This is a genomic window from Streptomyces cathayae (genome assembly GCF_029760955.1).
GTDB lineage: Bacteria > Actinomycetota > Actinomycetes > Streptomycetales > Streptomycetaceae > Streptomyces > Streptomyces cathayae.
In genome coordinates this window covers 6,983,548-7,004,715 of record NZ_CP121682.1, presented here as the reverse complement: position 1 = coordinate 7,004,715, position 21,168 = coordinate 6,983,548, and the positions used below count along the sequence as shown (strand labels likewise).

At 68.7% G+C, this 21,168-nt stretch carries 21 protein-coding genes and 2 pseudogenes; 11 read left to right on the top strand and 12 right to left on the bottom strand.

Translation table 11 applies throughout. The features are described from left to right. Positions 1–14: 14 nt before the first annotated feature. Positions 15–1,226 (top strand): acyl-CoA dehydrogenase family protein, encoded by a 1,212-nt coding sequence (locus PYS65_RS32125; protein ID WP_279337458.1) that lies wholly within the window; start codon positions 15–17, stop codon positions 1,224–1,226. Continuing rightward, complete coding sequence (locus PYS65_RS32120; RefSeq protein WP_279337456.1) at positions 1,223–2,263, top strand: phosphotransferase family protein; 1,041 nt, start codon at positions 1,223–1,225, stop codon at positions 2,261–2,263. Before PYS65_RS32125 ends, PYS65_RS32120 begins: the two co-directional genes overlap by 4 nt. A 357-nt stretch (positions 2,264–2,620) precedes the next feature. Here the strand turns inward: PYS65_RS32120 and PYS65_RS32115 are convergent. After that, positions 2,621–2,785: pseudogene (locus PYS65_RS32115) on the bottom strand (pirin family protein); the annotation flags it as partial. A 525-nt stretch (positions 2,786–3,310) separates the two neighbouring features. Between PYS65_RS32115 and PYS65_RS32110 the strand changes: the two are divergent. After that, on the top strand, positions 3,311–3,889 hold the full coding sequence (locus PYS65_RS32110) for a hypothetical protein (protein ID WP_279337455.1): 579 nt from the start codon (positions 3,311–3,313) through the stop codon (positions 3,887–3,889). 46 nt (positions 3,890–3,935) lie between these two features. Further along, on the top strand, positions 3,936–4,445 hold the full coding sequence (locus PYS65_RS32105; protein ID WP_279337453.1) for a hypothetical protein: 510 nt from the start codon (positions 3,936–3,938) through the stop codon (positions 4,443–4,445). 394 nt (positions 4,446–4,839) lie between these two features. Here PYS65_RS32105 and PYS65_RS32100 read toward each other — a convergent pair whose 3' ends face one another. Further along, positions 4,840–5,244, bottom strand: coding sequence for a peptidoglycan-binding domain-containing protein (locus tag PYS65_RS32100; RefSeq protein ID WP_279337452.1), 405 nt, complete (start codon positions 5,242–5,244; stop codon positions 4,840–4,842). Between the two features lie 172 nt (positions 5,245–5,416). Here PYS65_RS32100 and PYS65_RS32095 point away from each other — a divergent pair, with 172 nt between their 5' ends. Beyond that, positions 5,417–6,463, top strand: coding sequence for an ArsR/SmtB family transcription factor (locus PYS65_RS32095; RefSeq protein ID WP_279337450.1), 1,047 nt, complete (start codon positions 5,417–5,419; stop codon positions 6,461–6,463). 62 nt (positions 6,464–6,525) lie between these two features. Here the strand turns inward: PYS65_RS32095 and PYS65_RS32090 are convergent, their stop codons facing one another. From PYS65_RS32090 to PYS65_RS32075, 4 genes are all read right to left on the bottom strand, one after another. Next, complete coding sequence (locus PYS65_RS32090; RefSeq protein WP_279338176.1) at positions 6,526–6,729, bottom strand: hypothetical protein; 204 nt, start codon at positions 6,727–6,729, stop codon at positions 6,526–6,528. A 377-nt stretch (positions 6,730–7,106) separates the two neighbouring features. Further along, positions 7,107–7,997: an LLM class F420-dependent oxidoreductase gene (locus tag PYS65_RS32085; protein ID WP_279337449.1), complete on the bottom strand. Its 891-nt coding sequence runs from the start codon at positions 7,995–7,997 to the stop codon at positions 7,107–7,109. A 308-nt stretch (positions 7,998–8,305) separates the two neighbouring features. After that, positions 8,306–9,025 carry an IS6 family transposase gene (locus tag PYS65_RS32080; protein ID WP_279337448.1) on the bottom strand — a complete coding sequence of 240 codons (720 nt, stop codon included), beginning with the start codon at positions 9,023–9,025 and terminating at the stop codon, positions 8,306–8,308. A 254-nt stretch (positions 9,026–9,279) separates the two neighbouring features. Continuing rightward, complete coding sequence (locus PYS65_RS32075) at positions 9,280–10,218, bottom strand: zinc-binding dehydrogenase (protein WP_279337447.1); 939 nt, start codon at positions 10,216–10,218, stop codon at positions 9,280–9,282. Between the two features lie 107 nt (positions 10,219–10,325). Between PYS65_RS32075 and PYS65_RS32070 the strand changes: the two genes are divergently transcribed. Continuing rightward, complete coding sequence (locus PYS65_RS32070) at positions 10,326–10,943, top strand: acyl-CoA-like ligand-binding transcription factor (RefSeq protein WP_279337446.1); 618 nt, start codon at positions 10,326–10,328, stop codon at positions 10,941–10,943. 69 nt (positions 10,944–11,012) lie between these two features. On the opposite strand, the gene PYS65_RS32065 is transcribed toward PYS65_RS32070, so the two are convergent. Continuing rightward, complete coding sequence (locus PYS65_RS32065; RefSeq protein ID WP_279337445.1) at positions 11,013–11,852, bottom strand: IS5 family transposase; 840 nt, start codon at positions 11,850–11,852, stop codon at positions 11,013–11,015. A gap of 195 nt (positions 11,853–12,047) precedes the next feature. Here PYS65_RS32065 and PYS65_RS32060 point away from each other — a divergent pair, with 195 nt between their 5' ends. The 4 genes and pseudogenes from PYS65_RS32060 (at position 12,048) to PYS65_RS32045 (ending at position 14,988) form a co-directional block, all read left to right on the top strand. Continuing rightward, the gene (locus PYS65_RS32060) at positions 12,048–13,301 is read left to right on the top strand and encodes a transposase (RefSeq protein ID WP_279337444.1); all 1,254 of its coding nucleotides are present in this window, start codon (positions 12,048–12,050) and stop codon (positions 13,299–13,301) included. A 96-nt stretch (positions 13,302–13,397) separates the two neighbouring features. Beyond that, positions 13,398–13,739, top strand: a pseudogene (locus PYS65_RS32055) (hypothetical protein); the annotation flags it as partial. A 170-nt stretch (positions 13,740–13,909) separates the two neighbouring features. Continuing rightward, entirely contained in the window at positions 13,910–14,455 is a 546-nt protein-coding gene (locus PYS65_RS32050) for a hypothetical protein (RefSeq protein WP_279337443.1), read from the top strand. Positions 14,456–14,694: 239 nt separating this feature from the next. Then, on the top strand, positions 14,695–14,988 hold the full coding sequence (locus PYS65_RS32045) for a hypothetical protein (protein WP_279337441.1): 294 nt from the start codon (positions 14,695–14,697) through the stop codon (positions 14,986–14,988). A 478-nt stretch (positions 14,989–15,466) separates the two neighbouring features. Here the strand turns inward: PYS65_RS32045 and PYS65_RS32040 are convergent, their stop codons facing one another. From PYS65_RS32040 to PYS65_RS32020, 5 genes are all read right to left on the bottom strand, one after another. Further along, the gene (locus PYS65_RS32040) at positions 15,467–16,243 is read right to left on the bottom strand and encodes a hypothetical protein (protein ID WP_279337440.1); all 777 of its coding nucleotides are present in this window, start codon (positions 16,241–16,243) and stop codon (positions 15,467–15,469) included. 177 nt (positions 16,244–16,420) lie between these two features. Next, complete coding sequence (locus PYS65_RS32035; protein ID WP_341483704.1) at positions 16,421–17,110, bottom strand: recombinase family protein; 690 nt, start codon at positions 17,108–17,110, stop codon at positions 16,421–16,423. A 233-nt stretch (positions 17,111–17,343) separates the two neighbouring features. After that, positions 17,344–18,717, bottom strand: coding sequence for an MFS transporter (locus PYS65_RS32030; RefSeq protein WP_279337439.1), 1,374 nt, complete (start codon positions 18,715–18,717; stop codon positions 17,344–17,346). Next, positions 18,714–19,358 carry a helix-turn-helix domain-containing protein gene (locus PYS65_RS32025; protein WP_279337438.1) on the bottom strand — a complete coding sequence of 215 codons (645 nt, stop codon included), beginning with the start codon at positions 19,356–19,358 and terminating at the stop codon, positions 18,714–18,716. Before PYS65_RS32025 ends, PYS65_RS32030 begins: the two co-directional genes overlap by 4 nt. A gap of 115 nt (positions 19,359–19,473) precedes the next feature. Further along, the gene (locus tag PYS65_RS32020) at positions 19,474–19,752 is read right to left on the bottom strand and encodes a hypothetical protein (RefSeq protein ID WP_279337437.1); all 279 of its coding nucleotides are present in this window, start codon (positions 19,750–19,752) and stop codon (positions 19,474–19,476) included. A gap of 381 nt (positions 19,753–20,133) precedes the next feature. Between PYS65_RS32020 and dhaK the strand changes: the two genes are divergently transcribed. Further along, entirely contained in the window at positions 20,134–21,126 is a 993-nt protein-coding gene (gene dhaK, locus PYS65_RS32015; protein ID WP_279337436.1) for a dihydroxyacetone kinase subunit DhaK, read from the top strand. Positions 21,127–21,168: the final 42 nt, after the last annotated feature.

Below are 21,168 nucleotides of genomic sequence, written 5' to 3'. Positions count from 1 at the left end.
GTCAGGAGGCACCGTTGCCCGTGAACCCGGACCACAGCCCCGAGGTCGTAGATCTCGCCCGCCGGACGGCCAAGTTCGTCCGCGAGGTGGTGATCCCGGCCGAGGAGGAGCACGGCGGGGTCCCCGCCACCGGAGGGGAGGTACTGCGGACGCGCCTTCAGGAGGCCGCACGCGGGGCCGGGGTCTTCGCCCCGCACGTCCCCTCGGAATACGGCGGCCACGGTCTGGACATGCGCGGTCGCGCGCTGGTGTTCGAAGAGGCCGGCTACTCGCTGTTCGGTCCACTCGCCCTGAACATCGCGGCCCCCGACGAGGGCAACATGCACATGCTGGAGGCGATCGCCACCCCGGAACAGAAGGAGCGCTACCTGCGCCCACTCGCCGAGGGGCGGGTGCGGTCGTGCTTCGCGATGACCGAGCCGGCGCCCGGCGCCGGCTCGGACCCCTCGGCACTGACCACCCGCGCCGAGAAGGTGCCCGAAGGCTGGCGGATCGACGGCCGCAAGTGGTTCATCACCGGCGCGGACGGCGCGGCGTACGCGATCTGCATGGCCCGCACCTCCGGCGAACCCGGGGCCCGGGGCGGGGCGACGATGTTTCTCGTCGACGCCGACAACCCCGGGATGAAGATCGTGCGGCACATCGACACCCTGGACGAGGCCTTCTTCGGCGGACACTGCGAGGTGCTCTTCGACAACTGCGTCGTGCCGGACGAGGCGGTGCTCGGCGAGGTCGACAAGGGCTTCGAGTACGCGCAGGTCCGGCTCGGCCCCGCCCGGATGACGCACTGCATGCGCTGGCTGGGCATCGCCCGCCGCGCCCAGGACATCGCGGTGGCCCGCGCCGCCGACCGGCAACTGTTCGGCTCCCGGCTCGCGGAACTCGGCATGGTCCAGCAGATGATCGCCGACAACGAGATCGACGTCGCCGCCTCGCGCGGACTGATCCTGCAGGCCTGCCGGGAGCTGGACCAGGGCCGCTCCGGGGCGCAGTCCACCGCGATCGCCAAGACGTTCACCGCCGAGGCGGTGTGGCGCGTCGTCGACCGGTCGCTGCAGATCTGCGGCGCGCTGGGCGTCTCCGGGGACATCCTGCTCTCCCGCTTCCTGCGCGAGGTGCGCCCGTTCCGCATCTACGACGGCCCCTCCGAGACCCACCGCTGGGCGATCGCCCGCCGGGTCGTCCGACGCCACCTGGACGGCCGGACCGCGGGAGCGCAGCCGTGAGCTCCGAGGCGACGAGCCCCCAGGGCCTGGACCTGGCGGCCCTCCAGCAGTACTTCGAAGCCCGTGTGCCGGAGACCGCGGGGCCGCTGCGGGCCGAACTGCTGCACGGCGGCCGCTCCAACCTGACCTACCTGGTCACCGACGGCCGCTCCCGGTGGGTCGTGCGCCGCCCCCCGCTCGGCGTCCTGACGCCGTCTGCGCACGACGTGGGGCGCGAGTACCGGATCGTCGCCGCGCTGCAGGGCACCGGCATACCGGTCGCCCGGACGGTGGCGCTGTGCGAGGACCCCGGGGTGCTCGGCGCGCCGTTCTGCGTCGTCTCCCACGTGGCGGGCACGGTGCTGCGCACCCACGACGACCTCCACGCCCTCTCCCAGAGGGACATCGACCACTGCGCCGGCGCCCTCGTCGAGGTGCTCGCACGGCTGCACGCCGTGCCGTACGAGGAGGCCGGGCTCACCGGCTTCGGCCGGCCCGAGGGCTACCTGACCCGGCAGGTCCGGCGCTGGCGCGACCAGTGGTCACGCGTCGCCACCCGCGACCTGCCCGACATCGACACCCTCCACCGGCGCCTGGCCGCCGAGGCGCCCGCCGAGAGCGGCGCGGCCGTCGTCCACGGCGACTACCGCATCGACAACGCCATCCTGGATCCGGCCGACCCGGGTACGATCCGCGCCCTCGTCGACTGGGAGATGGCCACCATCGGCGACCCGCTCGCCGACCTGGGCATGACCCTGGCCTACCGGGACCCCGCGTTCGACCCGGTGCTGGGCGGCTCCGCCGCCTCCACCAGCAACCGGCTCCCCTCCCCCCGCGACCTCGCCGAGCACTACGCCCGCGTCTCCGGCCGGGATCTGGGACGGCTCGCCTTCTACCTCGGCCTCGGCTACTTCAAGATCGCCGTGATCGCCGAAGGCATCCACGCCCGCCACCAGGCCGGAATGACCATCGGCCACGGATTCGAAACGGTCGGCGACGCGGTGCCCCTGCTCGCGGCGGCGGGACTGCGCGCACTGGCGGAAGGGAACATCTCGTGAACACCCGGGCAGTCACAGCGGATTCCCCGAAAGAGGAGCGCCTGGCCACGCTCGTCACCGGATCCCACCGGGTCGGCATTCGTCCGGCCGGCACCGAATCCGCAAAGGCCACCGCGCGCGAGGGAGCTGCGAGAAGAGTGCCTCGATCTCAGCTGACGAGGCGTCAGTGAAGTCAGCATCAGGTCGGCAAGAGCCCGGCCACAGCTGCTCACAGACGGCCACACCGGGGAACCGCCTGCCATCCCGGCTCCGGTCCGCACCCCGCTCAGCCGTCCTCCCGCGAGCGACCGGAAGGCGGGAGGCAGCGCCCGACCACCTCCCGCCCACCAGCCACCAGGACTCAGGCGTTCCCGCAGGTCAACGCACCCTTCCCTGCGGCTTCAGCGGCACCGACGACAGCTCGGGGGCGGGCAGTGGGGCGCCGTCGTAACCCTTCACCTCGCCGAAGCGGGTGCCGGTCATCCAGTCCTGGCGTGCCTGTTCGATCTCTTCCTGGGTGCGGCCGATCCCGTTCCAGAACATAGCGAATGCTGCACGCATCAGTGCAGGTCAGCGGCTTTCTGAACTGCTGACGGTCAGCAAACTGTCAGCATCGGTCCTGGAAGAATCAGCAACCGTGATTTCCGCTGCGTTGGTTCGCGGGACGGGGTCGTTCTTCAAGGAGTGTGAGCATCCGCGGTCGCGGTGGTCGGAGTGCCCGCACTCCTACAAGATCCGGTATCGGTCTGCGGCCGGGAAGCAGGTGAAGGAGTCTGGTTTTGCGACCCAGGACGAGGCCGTCGCGCGTTTGACGAAGGTCTACAACGCGATGAAGGCGGCGCCACGTGCTCAGGCGAGGGTGGACCGGATCGGCAAAGTGCGGGGCGATGCGGTTCGAGGAGTACACCGCGGAGTGGAAGGCCGGGCAGCGGGATCCGGGGCCGGCGTCGGTGGTGCATCTGGACTCGCTGCTGGGCAGTCGGCGGATGAACACCTTCGACCACAAGGTCGTTGAGGACTTCATCCAGACCATGGAACGCAACGGCGTCGGCCTGGCTACCCAGGGCGTTGTTCCGGCAGGCGAAGAAGAACGGGTGGATCTTCCGCGACCCCACGATCCGGATCCGTGTCCCCCGGCAGGCCGGCCGCGTGATCCAGGCCCTCGACCAGGTCATTGCCACCGCCACCACCCCGGACCTCCAGCTCATCATCGCCCTGGCCGCCGTCCACGCGGCACGGCTCAAGACGATCCGCACGATGTTGCTGGACGATGTGGACATCGGCAACCGGCGCATCACCGTCGGCGGTCACATCCGCCCGCTCGACGACCTCACCCGCCGTGCTCTCCTGGACTGGCTCGACTACCGGCGCAGCCGCTGGCCGACCACGGCCAGCCCTCACCTGCTGATCCCCCAGAAGACCGCCGTCGAACTCGGCCCGGCCGGCAAGCTCTGGACCACCCGGGCCACCCGCAACCTCACCGCCACCCTCGAACGGCTCCGCGTCGACCGCCAGCTCGAAGAGGCCCTCACCCATGGCGCCGACCCACTCCACCTCGCCTTCGGCATCGACGAGAAGACCGCCATCCGCTACGCGGACTCGGCTCGCGCACTTCTGGGAGAGGCCGCCGAGCAGGCATCACAGTGACGAAATGCGTTCGCCCTGGTCCACCTTGTGACGAGATCATGGACAGATGCCGTCGACCGAATCAGCAGCCCGCGCGCTTCAGGACCATGCCGTTCTCTGGAGCACCGGCGAGAGCCGTGCCATTGACGTCGTCAACGCCGCCTGTGATGCACTCGTTGCCGGCCTCGACGGTCCCGCCCTGCGGATCCTTGCCGCTTGCACACGCGCGGAGGCGGATTACGACGTCCCCGAGCTCCTTCCCCCAGCACTCGGCGAACTGGGACTCGCTTTCTGTCCGCCTGGCAGCGTTGGCGGCCAGGAAGCCGCCGCACGAGCACTTGCCGCCCGGATGCTGACCGGCGAGCTGACCCCACGAGAGTTGGCCTTCCGGATCCACCAGCGCTTCGGACACGAGCTGCCGCTGACCGAACGGCTCGCGGAACTCGATGACGAGTACGACACCCTCGAATACAGCGACAGAACACCGGCGCAGGTCGACGCCGATGTCACGGCCGAAGCCCTCCTGCTCGCTCAGCACTCTCGTGTTCCGACCGAACCCACGGATGCACAGACCTGAAGCACACCGTTGGGCCCGGGGGGTCGAGCTGAAGAGTCCTCGGTTTCCCTGAACCCACGGGGATCACGGCCCTGTGCTTGCATAGCTACGGCCAGTGGCGTGTAGCGCTGAGTAACGGTCCTGGAGGCAACGGAGTTGGTGTATCCGGCGTCCGCCCAGACCAGGCCGACACTGCGGAAGCCGACCCCGAGCCGGGCCAGGACCGCACGGCCCCGGCATGGTTCTCCCGGACCCCGGAGCAACTGGTCTCCGGGGCCAGGTGCCCGGTGCTGCTGTCGCCGGACAGGCCGAGGCGCCTCCGGCACCGCTTCGGATGCCGGAGGCGCCGGGCATCGCCTCTGCGTGGAGCCGGGTGACGAGGCCTCCGGGGCTCACATGGGGTCGGTCAGGTTCCTCAGGGAACGCGGACGCAGTTCGTGCTGCCGCTGAGCGGCTCGTGCTTGATCGCCTTGCGGGTGTTCGGGCCATATTCCCCGTCCGCCGGCGTACCGGCCGCTTGCTGGGCCTTGATGAGCGCGTTCCGGGTGGCGGGGCCGAACGACTTGTCCACCGTCAGACCCGCTTTGTAGCACTTGTTGAGCGTCGTCTGCAGTTGCCGGACGGCTTCGCCGTATGTGCCCTGCACCAGGTTGCAGTTGACGTTGGTACCCGTCCGATAGACGGGAACCCAGGCTCCGCTGTACGAGGCCACCCAGTCGCATGTGGGGGTCGCGGCCGCAGCGGGACTCGCGGGCGCCAGTGCGATCATGCCTGCCGCGAACGTCGTGGCCGCGGCAACCGCAGCCTTTACCTTGCGCATGAACTCTCCTCCGAAGGGGGTCGGGTTCGGGGACCCTGTCGTGCGCCCAGAGTGTCGGGAGGAGGAGCCTTGGGCCACGACTTTCCCTCTGGCTGCAATAACCATGGTCAGTACGGCGCACGGCATGCAGAATTCTGCCGGGCCGAGAGGAGACGAGGGGACGGGACGTCGCATGTTGAGAGTCCACTTCACCACTGAGGACCTGCTCCGTACGAAGGTGGCGCCGGGGCCGGACCCCCTATGGGAGGCGGTACTCAGCGCCAACCTGCTCGGCAACCGCGACGGGCAGGCGGTTTTCGACCCCTGGCGCGCGCGGACCCGGGCTCGACTCCGCCACCTCGCCCCCGGACACGCTCAGTTGATCCGCTGCCTCGCCCCGCCTCGCAGTGACTTCCCGGACTTCCTCACCCCGCCGGAAGGGATGCATGGCCCGGAGGTAGGAGTCGACGCCGTTCTCGCCACCCCGGCCCAGCGATTACGCGCGGAGCTGGCGGTCCTTCCCGCCCTGCCGGCATGGATACGCCCCCTGGCCGAAGGCGACCTGGCTGCCGTCACCAACCTCGGCCACGCGCTGCTCGGCTACCACCGCGTGGCGATCGCCCCGTACTGGCCCCGGATCCGGGCCCTCGTCGAAGCAGACCGGGCGGTGCGCGCACGCTCCCTGCTCGACGGGGGAGCTGATGGCCTGCTGCACAGCATGCGACCGACCCTCCGCTGGAACTCGCCCGTGCTGGAAGCCGACTACCCGGTCGAGCGTGACGTCCACCTCGACGGCCGGGGCTTGCTCCTGATCCCGTCGGTCTTCTGCTGGCGCACCCCGGTCGCCCTCATCGATCCGACCCTCGACCCGACGCTCGTCTATCCCGTCTCCCGAGGGGCGGGATGGTGGACGGTCGCCCGCACCGGCCAGGCCGCGGACCGCGCCCTGGCCCGCGTGCTCGGCCCGGGTCGTGCGCTGACCCTCCGCATGGTCGAGGAGGGCTGCACGACGGGTGAACTGGCCCGGCGGACCGGCCTCGCCGCGCCCACGGCCAGTCGCAACGCGACGGCCCTCCGGGAAGCCGGGCTGATCGCATCCCTGCGGACAGCGAACACGGTGACCCATGTCCTCACCCCGCTGGGGGCGGCCCTGCTCAGCGCCGACTCCTCGTACGGGCCCGGATGCCACCTCTCACCCGCGGGGCCGTCCGCGGACCCCGCGGGACAGGGATGCTGGTGATCCCGCCGGCTCCGGCCCGGAGTCCCGGTCCGTGGCGCTCCCCGCGGACCGGGACATCGGACTCAACCACTGCACTCGCGCAGGTACTCGCGCTGGATCGAGGGCGCATTGGAGCGGGAGATTTTCGGGGGGGTGCCAAGCGGATGAGTCGGCCCCGGCGACAGATAGAGGCGTTCCGCTGCCCCAAGTGCGGGCACCTCGAGCTGTTCGCCACCGGCGAGGTGCAGTTGGTCCTTGTTGTCCCGAACATCGGCATGGGCGGTCACGCGTCGCGCGCTGAGGCCCTCCGAGCTTCGGTACCCCGCCCACCTGTCCGCAGGCTGCCAGTTCGAACATCCCGAACGCATCAGAAAAACTGGGATTTCGGCGGGAGCGGGCGGGGATCAGAATGTCCCACGCCCGGCCGCAGGCGGAAGCGAATTCCTCGTCATCCGGCGTATCCGTAGTCTTTTTCACGTGCTGGCTTTCGCTCCGTTGCCGTGCTGCTGGGTCACTTTGGTGTCGGGCCTGAGCGGTGCTGAGCTGGTACTTTACTGGCGTTGGTTGAGAAGCATTCGTCCGCCTCGTGAGATTGACCAGCTCAACGAGATGAGAGTCAACAGTGGCAGCACCCCCATCTCCGGCTGCCCGTGCGTGCCGTCCTCTACAGTTCGTCGGCGAGTGCCCCGGCCAGCTGACGCCATTCGGCCCGCGGCAGGCCGGCGCCGCCCTCGTCGGCGGTGAGCACCTGGAGCGCGACGTGGTCGGCGCCGGCGTCAAGGTACTCCCGCGTCCGGGCCTTCACGTGCTCGGCGTCGCCCAGGGCAAAGAGGGCGTCGAGAAGACGGACGCTGCCGCCGCCCTCGAAGTCGCTCTCCGCGAACCCCAGGCGCAGCAGGTTGTCGGTGTAGTTGGGCAGTCGAAGGTACATCCCCAGCATGTTCCGCGCAGTGGTGCGGGCCCGGTCGAGGTCGGTGTCGAGCACTACCGACAGCTCCGGGGCGAGCAGCGCGTCGGGGCCGAGCACCTCGCGTGCCTCCGCCGTGTGCTCGGTGGTGACGAGATAGGGGTGTGCGCCCAGCGCCCGGCCGGTCGCGAGCCTCAGCATCTTCGGGCCGAGCGCCGCGAGGATTCGATGTCCGGAGTTCACGGGTGGGGTGGCGGCGTCGAGTGCGTCGAGGTAGGCCACCATCGCGCTGTACGGCTTCGCGTACTGCGGCACCATCGGGCCATGGCTGACGCCCAGGCCGAGGACGAATCGCCCGCGCGCGCTCGCGTCGATCGCTGCGATTCGCGCCGCCACCTCCTCGGCGGTGTGGTCCCAGATGCTGAGGATGCCGGTGGCCACGGTGACCGTGTGGGTGGCGGCGACGACAGCCGCGGCGTCGTCGGGCGAGGGACTGCCCCCGATCCAGAGAGTGCCGTACCCCAGCTCTTCGAGCTCGGCGACCGCGTCCGCGATCGCCTCTTTGCCCGCGTCGTTTGCCCGCGATCCGTGCAGGGCACTGCTCCAGATGCCGACCCGTCCGAATGCCTCGCGTGTCTCAGAAGTCATGGTGTGATCAACAGCGACCCGGGCCCGCTATTCCCGGCTGGGCGGGCATTCATCCGTTTCCCGCACTCCGACTGCGGGCCTCCCACCCCCGTTACCTTCTTCGTGGCTCCGCAATGGGGCCTCCGGCCTTCGGGCCCGGCATGACCTCCCCCCTTGTCGTTCATGATCCGGGGGTGGTGTCACCGGGACCGAAGGCATCGACAGACCGCTGATGAGGGGCTTGAGTACCGGCGGCGCTGTCACGTTGTCGGGTGGGTCGTTGCCTGAAGGTGTGTCGGGGCGTGGGGGCTTGCGGCTCGGGCCTGTGTTCAGGCCGTGGTGGGCCGGCCGGCGCCGGTGATCTGGTCCCAGATGGCGAAGCGGACGGTCATCTCAGCTCGGTAGCCGGAGGCTGTCATCAGGTGGCGTCGGGGCCGGAAGTGGGGTGAGATGCCGCTGAACGCGGACAGGAATCGCTGTGCCCCGCCGACAGAGCGGAAGCCCTTCATAGCGCGTTCACGCTGCCGCGTGGGCTGGTGACTGTTCTCCGCCCGGTTGTTGAGGTACTTCGAACTGCGGTGCTCGACGGAGGGCATGACCTCGCGATGGGCGGCGCCGTAGGAGCGGAGCTTGTCGGTGACGACCACCCGGGGCACCGAACAGGTCTTCTGTATCAGGCGGCGGAAGAACCGCCTGGCCGCGGCGGTGTCCCGCCGGTTCTGCACGAGGATGTCCAGCACGTTGCCGTCGGCGTCGACGGCCCGCCACAGGTACTTCAGCTCACCGTTGACCTTGATGAAGACCTCGTTCAGGTGCCATGTGTCGCCGGGCCGGGGCCGGGGCCGGCGACTGCGTAGTCCGTTTGCGTAGGCCTGGCCGAACTTCCCACACCAGCGCCGCACCGTCTCATACGAGACGAGCACACCACGCTGAAGCATCAGCTCCTCCACCTCGCGGAACGACAGCGGGAAGCGGAAGTACAACCACACGCAGTGGGCAATGATCTCGACCGGGTACCGGTGCCTTCTGTACGACGGTGCGCTGTCCACAGACGACCCCTCGCAGCCTGATCAACCCGAAGATCATCCCACCCGGTCAACCAACGTGACAACGCCCAGCCAACCGTTTGCCGACCTCACCGAAGCGCTCCAGGGGCGCACTGTCACGTTGTTGATTACGTGGGTCTCTGACGGCGCGTCGGGGCGTGGTGGGGCCGGGGTTTCGGGCCGGCGCTCAAGCCCCGGCGGGCCGTCAGAAACTTACGCACCCAATACTGTGACAGCGCCAGTCACGCTGTTTTATGTCATCCGAACGTGGCAACCAGCCGCCCGATGACTTCGCCGCGCTCGAGCCGGCCGATCCCGTCGGCGATCTCCTCAAACCCGATTTCGGTGATGCGCGAGGACAGCTTTCCTTCGGCGACGAGGTCCAGCACCGCCGCGCAGTCCTCCTTCGTTCCGGCCTGCGAGCCGACAAGTTCGACCTCGTTGAGGGTGAGTGCCTGCAGGTCAATCTCGGCTCGGGCGAGGCCGAGGCCCACCTGGACGATCCGGCCGCCCCGGCGGACGGAGCGGATCGCGCCGTCGGTGGTCGTTCCGAAGCCGGCGAAGTCGATGACCACGTCGAGGTCCTCGCCGGCGAAGTCGGTGATGTCGTTCGCGACCCTCTCAGCGCCGAGCGAGCGTGCGAAGTCGTGAACGCGTTCGTTCTTCTCGGCGACGAACAGCGTCGCGCCAAGTGCGCGCGCAGCCTGCGCGCCGAGTGAGCCGAGCCCGCCGAGGCCGATGATCCCGACCCGGGAGCCAGCAGTGACCTTTCCCTGCACCGAGACCGCATGGTACGAGGTGAGACCTGCGTCCGTGGCAGCTGCCGCCTGGTCGAACGGCACTCCCTCGGGCAGGGGGACGACGAGTCGTTCGAGGACGACAACCTCGTCCGCAAACCCGCCGTTCTTCGAGGTGCCCGGTCCTTCGATGGCCGCGGGGATGACGACCTTCTGACCGACGGTGAACTGGGTGACGTCGGATCCCACGGCGGAGACGACGCCCGCGATCTCATGGCCGAGCGTGATCGGACGGAACGGCAGCAGCGGCGTCAGTGTGCCGTCGAGGAACCCGATGTCGCTGTGGCAGAGCCCAGCGGCGCGGACATGCACCACGAGTTCGTCCGCGGCCGGCGTCGGCGTCGGCACCTCGTTCAGCGTGAGGGGTGCTCCGACTTCGGTGAACTGCCATGCGCGCATCATTCGCTCCTTCAGCACTTTTCTCCCGGCGGATGGCCGGTGTGTGACCGACCACTGAATCTATAATGGTACCCAGTCCCAAAAATACCCTGCCCTACGCTCGGATGATGACTACCTCCCGTCCTCGCCGCGGACGACCCCCGGCCTCGTCCCGCGAGGCGCTCACGGAGATCGCCTTCGAACTCCTGCTCCGTGATGGCTATGAGGCAACGACACTGCAAGCCATCATGATCGCGGGCGGCGTCGGACGCTCGACGCTGTTCCGCTACTTCGGCTCGAAGGCGGGGATCGTGTGGAGCGAGTTCGATCGTGCCGTCGAACGACTGCGATCAGCGCTCCATGACGCCGACGACGCGCCCGTGATGGCTGCCGTGCGGTCGGCGGTCGTCCGGTCGACACAGCTGTCCGAGGCGGCGGCACCGACCTCGTGGCTCGATCGCTTCCGGGTACTCGACCGGGACGCCGCGCTCGTCGCGGAGACTGCTGCGCATTGGCGCGTATGGGCCGAGGTGGTAAGCGGCTACGTGGAGGAGCGCACGGGACTCGACGCGAGCGCTCCGGTTCCGGCCGCGATCGGCGGAGCCGTGCAGGCGGCCTACGTCGCGGTGCTCCGGCAGTGGGCCGCAGCGGGCGCAGCGGCGGTCAACATCGACGAGCTCGACAACGCGCTCTGTCCGGTCACCGACGCGTTCCAAGCGGTCCTCGACGGCATGCCGCGCCCCTGATTGACGGACGGCTTGACGTGCCCCCTGGCCTGAGAGGGCATTTAATGTGACCGGGTTGCCACTTATGCCCTAGTAGGTTCCTCGCCAGGTTGGCGTGACCTCGTCCGTTATGCGCTTGGCGAGGTTGTCGATCGAAGCGATGTGGATCATGGCTTCGGAGCTGGCGGCGAGGGTCTCGTAGTCGCGGGCAAGTCGTCTGTGCATCATGATCCAACCGATGCTCCGCTCCACCACCCAACGTCTTTTCAGGACGTGAAAGCCGCGGGTTCCTGGGTTTTTGTCGACGACTTCGACATCGATCCCAAGTTTCGCGCCGTGTTCGACGACGGTCTTCTTGAAGCCGGTGTCGACCCAGCTCTTGGCGATGGTTGGATAGGTGTTTTTCGCCTGGTCGAGGAGGCGTATCCCCAGGGCGTTTTCGGAGAGGCCGGCGGCGGTGACGGTCACGGCGAGGATCAGGCCGATGGTGTCGGTGAGGATGCCTCGCTTCCTGCCCACGATCTTCTTCGCGGCATCGGTTCCCTGGCTGGTCACGGGCACGTTGGTGGAGGTCTTGACACTCTGGGTGTCGATCACGGAGGCCGTCGGCTCGGGCTTCCGGCCTTCCTTGACGCGGGCCAGGGCGGTGAGGTCGTAATTGAGCTGGGTGAAGATTCCCTCGTCGCGCCAGGCGGCGTAGTAGAAGTAGACGGTGCCGTGGCCGGGGAAGTCGTGCGGGAGGTATTTCCAGGGGATTCCGGTGCGGTTGAGGTAGAGGAGCGCGTTGAACACGTCGCGCAGGTCGACTTTCGCCGGCTGGCCGGTGGGGCGACGTTCGAGACGGGCATTGCGCCAGGCCGTCAACGTCGGTTCGATCAGGGCCCATCGGGCGTCCGACAGGTCGCTGGGATACGGCTTGCGCTCACTCACAGCACAGCCTGAGCATGGGCATGCCGGAACTTCTCGTTCCGCTGATGGCTGGGAGGTTCTGCTGCATCTCTACGCCAGACGGGTTTCCGAACCCAGAAGCGGATGAGACGGGTGGCGAGGCTACCGCCCTGCCGGGCGACGTTCTTCGCGCATCGGGCTATCCGTAATGAAGCGGGACACTCGTATAAGGCGCGTATGTGCCTTGGCCTGCATAAACGCCCTCTGAACAGGCTGGAGCTGGCCGGGGAGACGCTGCGGGCCGCGCTGGAGGCTCTGGCCTGTGCCGCCCCGGACTGGCCGGCCGATGCGGTGCCGGTTCGGGAGTGGGCCGAACGGTACGGGCAGCGAACCGACTCGTGGCACCCGCCTGCCTCGAAGGCCAAGCGCGCGGAGATGGCCCTGGTCTACGGCCGGGACGGATTCGCACTCCTGGAGGCGGTCCGCTCGCCGGCCGCACCGGTGTGGCTGCGCGATCTGCCGGCGCTACGGGTTCTGCGCACGGTGTGGATGCAGAACTACCACCGCACCGTCACCGCGGCGGGGACGGAGGTGAAGCGGCGGGAGAGCGAGGATCTCCCGCCCGGGAGACTCCGCCTCGCCTCTCCCTACGACACCGACGCACGCTACGGCCTCAAGCAAGGCTCCTGGTGGACCGGGTACAAGGTCCACATCAGCGAGACCTGCGACGATCCGGTACCTGACCCGGCCGACGGCGAACCCGCGCCCCGGATCATCACCAACATCGCCACCACCGACGCCACGGTCACCGACGCGGAGATGACCGAACCGATCCATCAGCTGCTGGCCGCCCGTGACCTGCTGCCGGCCGAGCACTTCCTCGACTCCGGCTACCCGTCGGCCGAACTCATCGTCGCAGTGAAACGCAACTTCGGCGTCGCCCTGGTCACCCCGGTGCTGTTGAACAGCTCGCCCCAGGCCCGCGCCGGTGCCGGATTCGATCGGACGGCCTTCACCATCGACTGGGACAAGCGCCAGGCCGTCTGCCCGCGCGGAAGCACCAGCACCTGGTGGAGCCCCGCCAGCCAGCGCGGGGCGCCGGCCATCGTCGTCAAGTTCGACAAGCAGACCTGCCAGGCCTGCCCCGTCCGCGACCGGTGCACCCGCTCCAGGACCGGAGGCCGCTCGCTCTCCCTCCAGCCTCGCGAACGGCAAGAAGCCCTCGACCAGGCCCGCGCCGAACAGATCAGCGAGCAGTGGCGCACCAAGTACGGCACCCGCGCCGGCATCGAAGGCACCATCCACCAGGCCGTCGCGGTCACCGGCATGAGACGCGCTCGCTACCGCGGCCTGCCCAAGACACACCTCGAACACGCCTTCTCCGCGGTCGCGCTGAACCTGCTCCGTCTCGACGCCTGGTGGAACGGCCACCCGCTCGACCGCACCCGGACCGGGCACCTCGCCCGCCTCGACCTCTCCCTCACCGCATAACTCGAAGTAGGTGCAGCTCTCTCGAAGGGATTGGCTGATGGGAGGTTGCAGGTCGGACTGCGGGGCCCGGCCGATCGCGTCAGCGTGATCGAGGGCGCCCGCCGGCTGAAGGCATACGCCGGCTCCTCACCCATCACCAGGGCCTCCGGCAAGAAGTCGGCCATCACCCGACGCTGGGTCAAGAACGACCGGCTGAACCACGCCGGCTACCTCTAGGCCTTCGCCTCGCTCCGGGCCTCCGCCGGTGCCAACACCCACTACCGGCGACGACGCGAGCAAGGAGACTGGCGCGCAGCTGCCCAGAGAAACCTCTTCAACCGCATGATCGGCCAGCTCTACCACTGTCTCTGGCTTCGTGCATCTCAAGGAACAGCGATTGTCGACCGGTTCCGGAGTCAGTTGTCGATCAGCCGGCTCGTGAATGTCGAAGAGAAATGACGGCAGTGCCGGGGCAGGCCACCACGCGGGCTCGGCCCTACGGCCGTCGCCGCAGCTGTGGTGTCGGGGTACAGGCTCATCTGCAGAGCGAAGTGCAAGATCACGTACACAGTGTCGACGGCGGTGGCCCCGGTGCGGTCGACAGTGCCCCGCAGGGTTGTAATGCCGGGATGGAGACATGGTGGGACGTGCTGCCGGAGTCGGTACGCGAGCGGGTGGACGGTCTTGTCCTGCGCGATGACCGTCTGCGGGCAATCCGGGTCACGATGGAGGCCGTGCAGGCCCTGGAGGAGGCCCCGGCGCCGCGACCTGGCCTGTACGACTGTCAGCGTGCGGTGATGGCTCGGTATCAGGAGCTGGCCGGTCGGATCGACCGCGCTCCGGCACTACCGCGGGATGTGGAGACGCTGGCCGCCAGAATCCGTCGGTTGCTCGGGCGCTTGGCCGCGCTGGAGGCGGTCTGGGACGGGGACACCGACGGCTGGTTCGTGGTGCTCATCGCCGTCCTCGACGATCCGCAGCACGAGGTCGACCTGGCCTGGATCCGTCACGGGTCGGATCTGCGGGCCCTCAACAGGCAGGTACCGCCCTGGCCGGAGGCGCAGGAAGCCGTGGAAACCGGCACCGCCCTGGCAGAACACTTCAACGTGCCCTTCCACTTCGCCAGCCCACACCGGCCCGACGACGAGGCACCCCGCTGGCGGACCACTCTCTGACATACCGCGCCCCGGTCGTCGGCACTGTGTACGTGATCTTGTACTTCGCTCTGCAGATGAGCCCGTACCCCGACATGTGGTGAGCGGTCGAGGCTGAATGGCAGCCGGCCAAAGCTGACGCGCGATCGGTCGGACACCGTCGCCCTCGTCGGCGATGCCAGCTGGCTCCGTCGTTGGTCTCGTCGACGAGGAAGCCGCGATTCGACGATAGCCCGCCGCGGCCCTCGTAGGATGCCTGGATGCCTAAGCCGATACGGATGAGCCGCCGCTCGTGGGTTGCCGCGTGGGCGGTGCTGTGCGCGGCTGGCCTCGCCGCCACCGCCACACTGAACGCCTCCTCAGCACCGGAGCCGCAGCCCGAGAAGTCCGTCAGTGCCGAGTGCGCCGAGCGCATCGCGGACATCGAGGCGCAGCGGGCCAAGGCCGAGCAGGAAGGCAAGGAAGACGGAGTGCTGGTCTTCTCGCGAGTCCAGGTCGGCACCGAGGGCGACTGCCGTGACGATCTCCGTAACCACTTCCGTGGCGATCGGTGAGCCGCGGTACCTGGCTCGCCGCGATGGCAGGGCTTACCTTCGTCGGTGCCGGGGCGATCATTGCCGTGGGCGCCACGTCGGAACCGAAGCCGCGGCCCACGCCGCCGCGGGTGTACTCCTCCTGCCTGGCGGCCGACACCAAGCCGGTGTCTGCGGACGACGACCCGTGTGACGGCCGCTGAAGAACGTCCGAGCGACCGTCCCGCCGCATAGCAGAGCACTCAAACCCAAGTAGGCCTCTTGGCCGACGGCGCCACCACAAGAACCGTGGACATCGGGGCCCACCCAGATGAGGGGACCCTGTTCGTCACTGACAGTGAGTCTAGCCACGGCCACTTGGTTCCCCGTCAGGCGGCCGTGGGCGGGGAGATCTAACTGGCCACCGACAGCCCTGGCAAGAGACCTGGTGCCTCCCAAACTCATCGACTAGCGACGTCACTACTGCTCGATAAAGCCACTGTCTCCAACACGGCGAGAACTATGACGAATTCCGAGCGTTCCCCGTGGCCGCGCCGGTACCGGAAGCCAGTGCCGCCTGACCGGAGCAGCTGCCCACCGGCGTGAGGCAGTCCTCCAGGGCCGCGCGCTGCGTGTCAGGGAGGTGATCGCCCAGCGGCGTTTCGCGGGGACTTTGTTCGCCGGCGCAGATCCAGGCGCGCTCGTCCTCGTCGTAGGACCAGGGGGCGACTCCCCACATCGGGTGTCCTTGGAGAAGAAGGCGGGCCAGGGGCTCGCAGTCGTCCGGGGCACCGTGGGCGATGAGTGCGTCCTTCACCAGGGTGACGGCTTCGGCCGGGATGTTCGTGTCGCCCAGCACGGGCAGCAGAAGAAGCAGCCGGGCGTGCGGGTCGGTCACTCCTTCTCCGTCCCCTGGGGTGTCAAGGAGAGCAGCGAGCTCGGCCCAACACAGGCCGGGGCCGATGCGGTCCTCGTCGGTGCTGGCGAGGACCAGGTCATTCGTCCGCCAGTCGGGGTGGGCGATGAAGTAGTCGGTGGAGGTGTACTCCTCACCGCTGTTGTAGTGCACGAGGACGCTGTGTCCGCCCGCCAGCGGAATTCGGAACATCGGCCAGGCGGCCTTGTCACACAGGCGCTCCAGCATGCCCTCGACGTCCGCCGGGTCAACACCGAAGGACTCCACCAGTGCATCGTCGTACAGGTCGATCAGGTGGGCGGCCCAGAACTCCGGCTCCGCCAGCAGCGGCAGACCGTCGACCACGGGAGTAGAGGCATACAAATGGCGTGCCATGACCATGCCGTGATTCTCGCGCCCGGTGATCGCGACTGTTCGATCGCCCCCGGTTAAGGCCCGGACAACTTGACGTCTTGGCATCGCGAGGTGTCTACGGCCAGGTGTCAAGCAGGCCCCTTCAGGCGGGCCACACACACCTGAATTGGCCAGCAGGATCGTCACCAGCCGCAAACGGCTGGACTACTCCGACGACTTCGCAGGTCGGGGCAGTTCGGCTGTGGCTGTCGCCTCCGCGAGCGCGACCCGTTCGCCCTTCAGGTCGGGCACGTACTTGTAGATCGTGTTCCTGCTGACGCCCAGGAGCTTCGCGATGGACGTGACGGTGTTCCCCGGGCGGGTGAGCAGGTCTCGGGCGTGACGCACCTGTTCCTCGGTCATGGCCGGCGGACGGCCCAGCCGGGCGCCGCGGGCGCGGGCGGCGTCCAGGCCCTTGTTGGTGCCCTGCACGATGAGTTCCCGGATGAACTCCGCGAGGGCGGCGAATACGTGGAACACCAGACGCCCGCCCGGCGTGGTGGTGTCGAGCGCCTCGTGCAGCGAGGTAAAGCCGACGCCGCGCTTGCGCAGGCCGGAGACGATGGCGATGAGGTCCTGGATGGAGCGGCCGAGCCGGTCCAGGGAGGGGACGACGAGGGTGTCTCCTTCGCGGAGGTAGTCGAGCGTCTTCCACAGTTCCTCGCGCTCGGCGTTCTTGCCTGACTGCTTGTCGGCGAAGATCCGGATGCAGCCCGCTTCGGTGAGTGCGTGGATCTGCCGGTCGAGCAGCTGTCCCTTCGTCGATACGCGTGCGTACCCCACGAGGGCGCCCGTCCGTCCGGCGGGGACAGGGGCGAGGAGATCGGCGGCGCCGTCCTCGGGAGGTGTCTGCACCCGCGAGATCGTACAGAAAACGGTGGGGTTCGAGTTCTTGAGCACGCTGACTTTCTGACACCGTTTCTCGCGCATGATCCGGCGCCGATCCGGCCGCCGACCGCTGCGTTCGGATCTTGCTCAGGAATCGGTCGATAGATGAGCGCCGCGCGAACGAACCGTGTGTGCGCGAACATGCTCGGCCCCTTTGCGGTCATCCGTACGTTTGTGCTGTCTTCGGGTTGGTCTCGGCGCTACTGGTCGACATGTTGCTGATGGGGGTCGGAGCCAGCGGTGCTCGGAGAGGACGACACGGTGTGTGGCTGAGGCGTTGCCACCGGAGTCCGGGGTGTGGTCCCGCTGCGGTGAATCCACAGGAGAGCTCCTGCCAGCAGCACGGTGCCTCCCAGCAGCCAGGGCAGCGGGCCTGACGGAAGGACACCAATGATCAAGCCGGTGAGAGCTGCCACCAGTTGCAGGGCGAGAGACTGGACGGACAACGCGGTGGCCCGGCCCGAACTTGCGACCCGGCGGTGCAAGAGGTCGTTCTCGCTCGGCCCCGCCGCGCCGAGCCCGAGGTAGACCAGGCCGTAGCCGACGGCCGCGAGGACCATGGAGCCCACTCCTGTGAACGCTGCGGTGGCGCCGAGCAGAAGCAGGCCGCTCGCGCTCGCGCCGAGGCTGACCATGACCGCACTCTCGCCACTGCCCGCAAGCCGGGCGGTCAGCGGTGCGAGGTGGCTGCCGATACCCGCGCAGATGAATCCGGCGCAGGCGAGTGCGGCAAAAAGCACCGCCCCCGACTCCGATGCGCCCGTGAGGGCCGCGGCACGGCCCGGCGTGAGCAGTTCGATCGCGGCCAGGGCGCCGCCGGCGGCCCCTGCGCTGAGGAGCACCCGGCGGATCAGCGCGTCACGGCCCCCCAGGCGCAGTCCGCCCACGACGGTGGCCGGGATGCTGCGGAGTACGTCGGGCAGGGTGGCTGCCGGCCGGGTCGGCTCCCGCAGAGCGATCAGGACATACAGCACGAAGGCGATCTCGACCGCTGCGCCCAGCAGCATCGGAACAGAGAGGGGCAGCACCAGCCCGGACGTTGTCTCGCTGAGTCGGGCGCCGAGGTCGGGGCCGAGCCCGAGCAGCCAGGGAAGGGCACCGCCGAGCAGGGTTCCGGTGGCGAGCGCGGCGGATGTCGCGGAGCCGCCGCGGGCCAGCCCGGTGCGCAGTTCGGCGTCGGGGCCGGAGTGCGCCTGGACGGTGTCGACGTACCAGGCTTCGGCCGGGCCACTGGACAGGGCACGGCCTGCGCCCATCAGGGCCATGCCTAGGCCGAGCAGCCAGGGAGCAGTGCCCAGGCCCACGAGGGTTAAGGCGGCCAGGTTCAGCAGGCCGGCAGAGGCCAGAACAGCGCGGCGTCCGAGGACGTCGGACAGTCCTCCGGTGGGCAGTTCCAGTGCGGCGGCGGTGAGGGAGTGCGCGGCGAAGAAGCCCGCGATGGCCGCCATGGCCATGCCGCGCTCGGTGAACAGCAGGATCAGGGGAGCGATGCTCAGTCCCAGTGGCAGCCAGAACAGAACGCAGACCGTGATGTAGCGGCGGCGTGCGGTGCGTATGTCCAGCGGCCCGGTCATGACGCGTCCTCGGCATCTGTCCTTGCAGGGGCAGAGGTGTCCGCCTCAGCGCCGGGGTCGCGCGGTGCCAGGGGCAATCCGGCAGTGAGGAGCACGACCTGTGCGGCGCGCGGATCTTGTGCATCGCGGGTGGTCAGTTCCTCCAGCTTCCGGTCGAGCACCTCCCAGAGTTCGGTGAGCGACTCGGGGGTCAGGCGGGGCATCAGGTCGTTGATTCCGGACGGCTCCACCCATTCCTGGCCCAGCCGCCCGTCGGCGATGTCGGCCTCGTGCCGGGCGAGAGATGCTTCCAGGTGCTCGATCTGGGCCCTGCGCGACAGGCTGACCCAGGCGCGGCTGCCTGGCGCGGCTGCCATTGCCTTGTTGCTCCAGGAGGTCACGAAGTGCACCGCCTGCCAGCGGCGCTCCCGTCCGTCACGGTGCTCGGCCTCGGCAACGAACGCGTACTTCGCCAGAACCCGCAGGTGATAGCTGGTGGAAGCGGATGACTCCCCAGTCCTGACCGCGAGTTCACTTGCGGTGGCCGGGCCGTCCTGCCGCAGCAACCCGAGCAGCCGGATGCGCAGAGGGTGCGTGAGGGCCTTTAGGGCTGCTGCATCTCGCTCGGGATCGAGTACGCGTTTCTGCTCTTCGCTGACCATGACGGGAGGGTAGAGCGGCCCAGAGGTTCTGCAAAAGTATTTTTGCAGAATTTCTTTTGGAAAGTTGGCTGGTAGCCCGTCACCGGCACTGCGTCGGTGACGGGACTGGACAGCCTCACGCGCCCGTACGTTCCCCGGCTGGCTCCTGATCGCCCGCCTTACGGGGGCTGGGCACCGTGACCGCGGTGAGGTTGAGGCGAGTGACCATGTCAAGGTTGACCTCGCCGTACGGGCGCACGTGGGACCAGAACAGCGGGGTCAGGCCGCGCCGATCGGCGGGCGTGAGAAGCTCGGCCGGCATCGCGTCAAGGACGTCGGCCACCCGACGGTGCCGGGGCGAGCCGTCGTGTACCCGGTTCATGCCGAGCCCCGCGAAGAATTTGGTGATGTACATGCCGGACCGGTAAGGGAAGCGCTTCGGTTCCGATGAGCTACCGGGATCATCTGAGCCTCCCCCGTCACCGCCACGTCGGCCACGCGGGCCCCGTCCGCATCGCGGACCGTCCCACCTTCCGGGCACACCTGAGTCCCCGCGTACGTGACCTTCGCTCCCGCAAGGTCAATACTTCAGACAAGAGGACTTCAGCCGACCCGCATCCGACCACCCAGCAGACCTGACGGCCCGTCGTCAAAGTCAGCACCAAGTCAGCATCAGTAACGCCACAGCCCGCTCGCGACCGCCACGGACCGTCACGGTCGAGAGCTTCTCTTATTCGCTCTGACCAGCAAAAACACAGCTCGAAGACTCACCTGCCAAGCACTCTAGGAGGCACCCGTGAAGATGTTGATCAATGTGCCGGAGACCGTGGTCGCGGACGCCTTGCGGGGGATGGCGGCGGCTCATCCCGAACTCGCGGTGGATGTGGAGAACCGGGTGATCGTCCGGCGGGACGCCCCCGTGGCCGGGAAGGTGGGTCTGGTCTCCGGCGGCGGATCGGGGCACGAGCCGCTGCACGGCGGGTTCGTGGGGCCCGGGATGCTCTCGGCGGCCTGCCCCGGTGAGGTGTTCACCTCCCCCGTGCCCGACCAGATGGTGCGGGCGGCGGCGGCCGTGGACAGCGGGGCCGGGGTGCTGTTCGTCGTGAAGAACTACACCGGTGACGTGCTCAACTTCGACATGGCCGCCGAGCTCGCCGAGGACGAGGGCGTCCAGGTCGCGAAAGTACTGGTCAACGACGATGTCGCGGTGACCGACAGCCTCTACACCGCCGGCCGGCGCGGTACCGGGGCGACGCTGTTCGTGGAGAAGATCGCGGGCGCGGCGGCCGAGGAGGGGCAGCCGCTGGAGCGGGTGGAGGCCGTGGCCCGTCAGGTCAACGAGAACTCCCGCAGTTTCGGCGTGGCCCTGAGCGCCGTCACCACGCCCGCCAAGGGCAGCCCCACCTTCGATCTGCCGTCCGGCGAGCTGGAGTTGGGCATCGGTATCCACGGCGAGCCGGGCCGGGAGCGGCGGCCGATGATGACCTCGGGCGAGATCGCCGAGGCCGCCGTCGACGCGATCCTCCAGGACCTCACCCCCCGCAATCCGGTCCTGGTCCTGGTCAACGGCATGGGCGCGACCCCGCTGCTGGAGCTGTACGGCTTCAACGCCGAGGTGCAGCGGGTGCTCGGCGAGCGTGGTGTCCCCGTCGCCCGGGTCCTCGTCGGCAACTACGTGACGTCGCTCGACATGGCCGGCGCCTCGGTCACCCTGTGCCAGATCGACGAGGAGCTGCTGCGGCTGTGGGACGCGCCGGTGAACACCCCGGGACTGCGCTGGGGTGTCTGACGGACACCGGGGTATCGGTTCACAGTGCCTATCTCGCAAGGA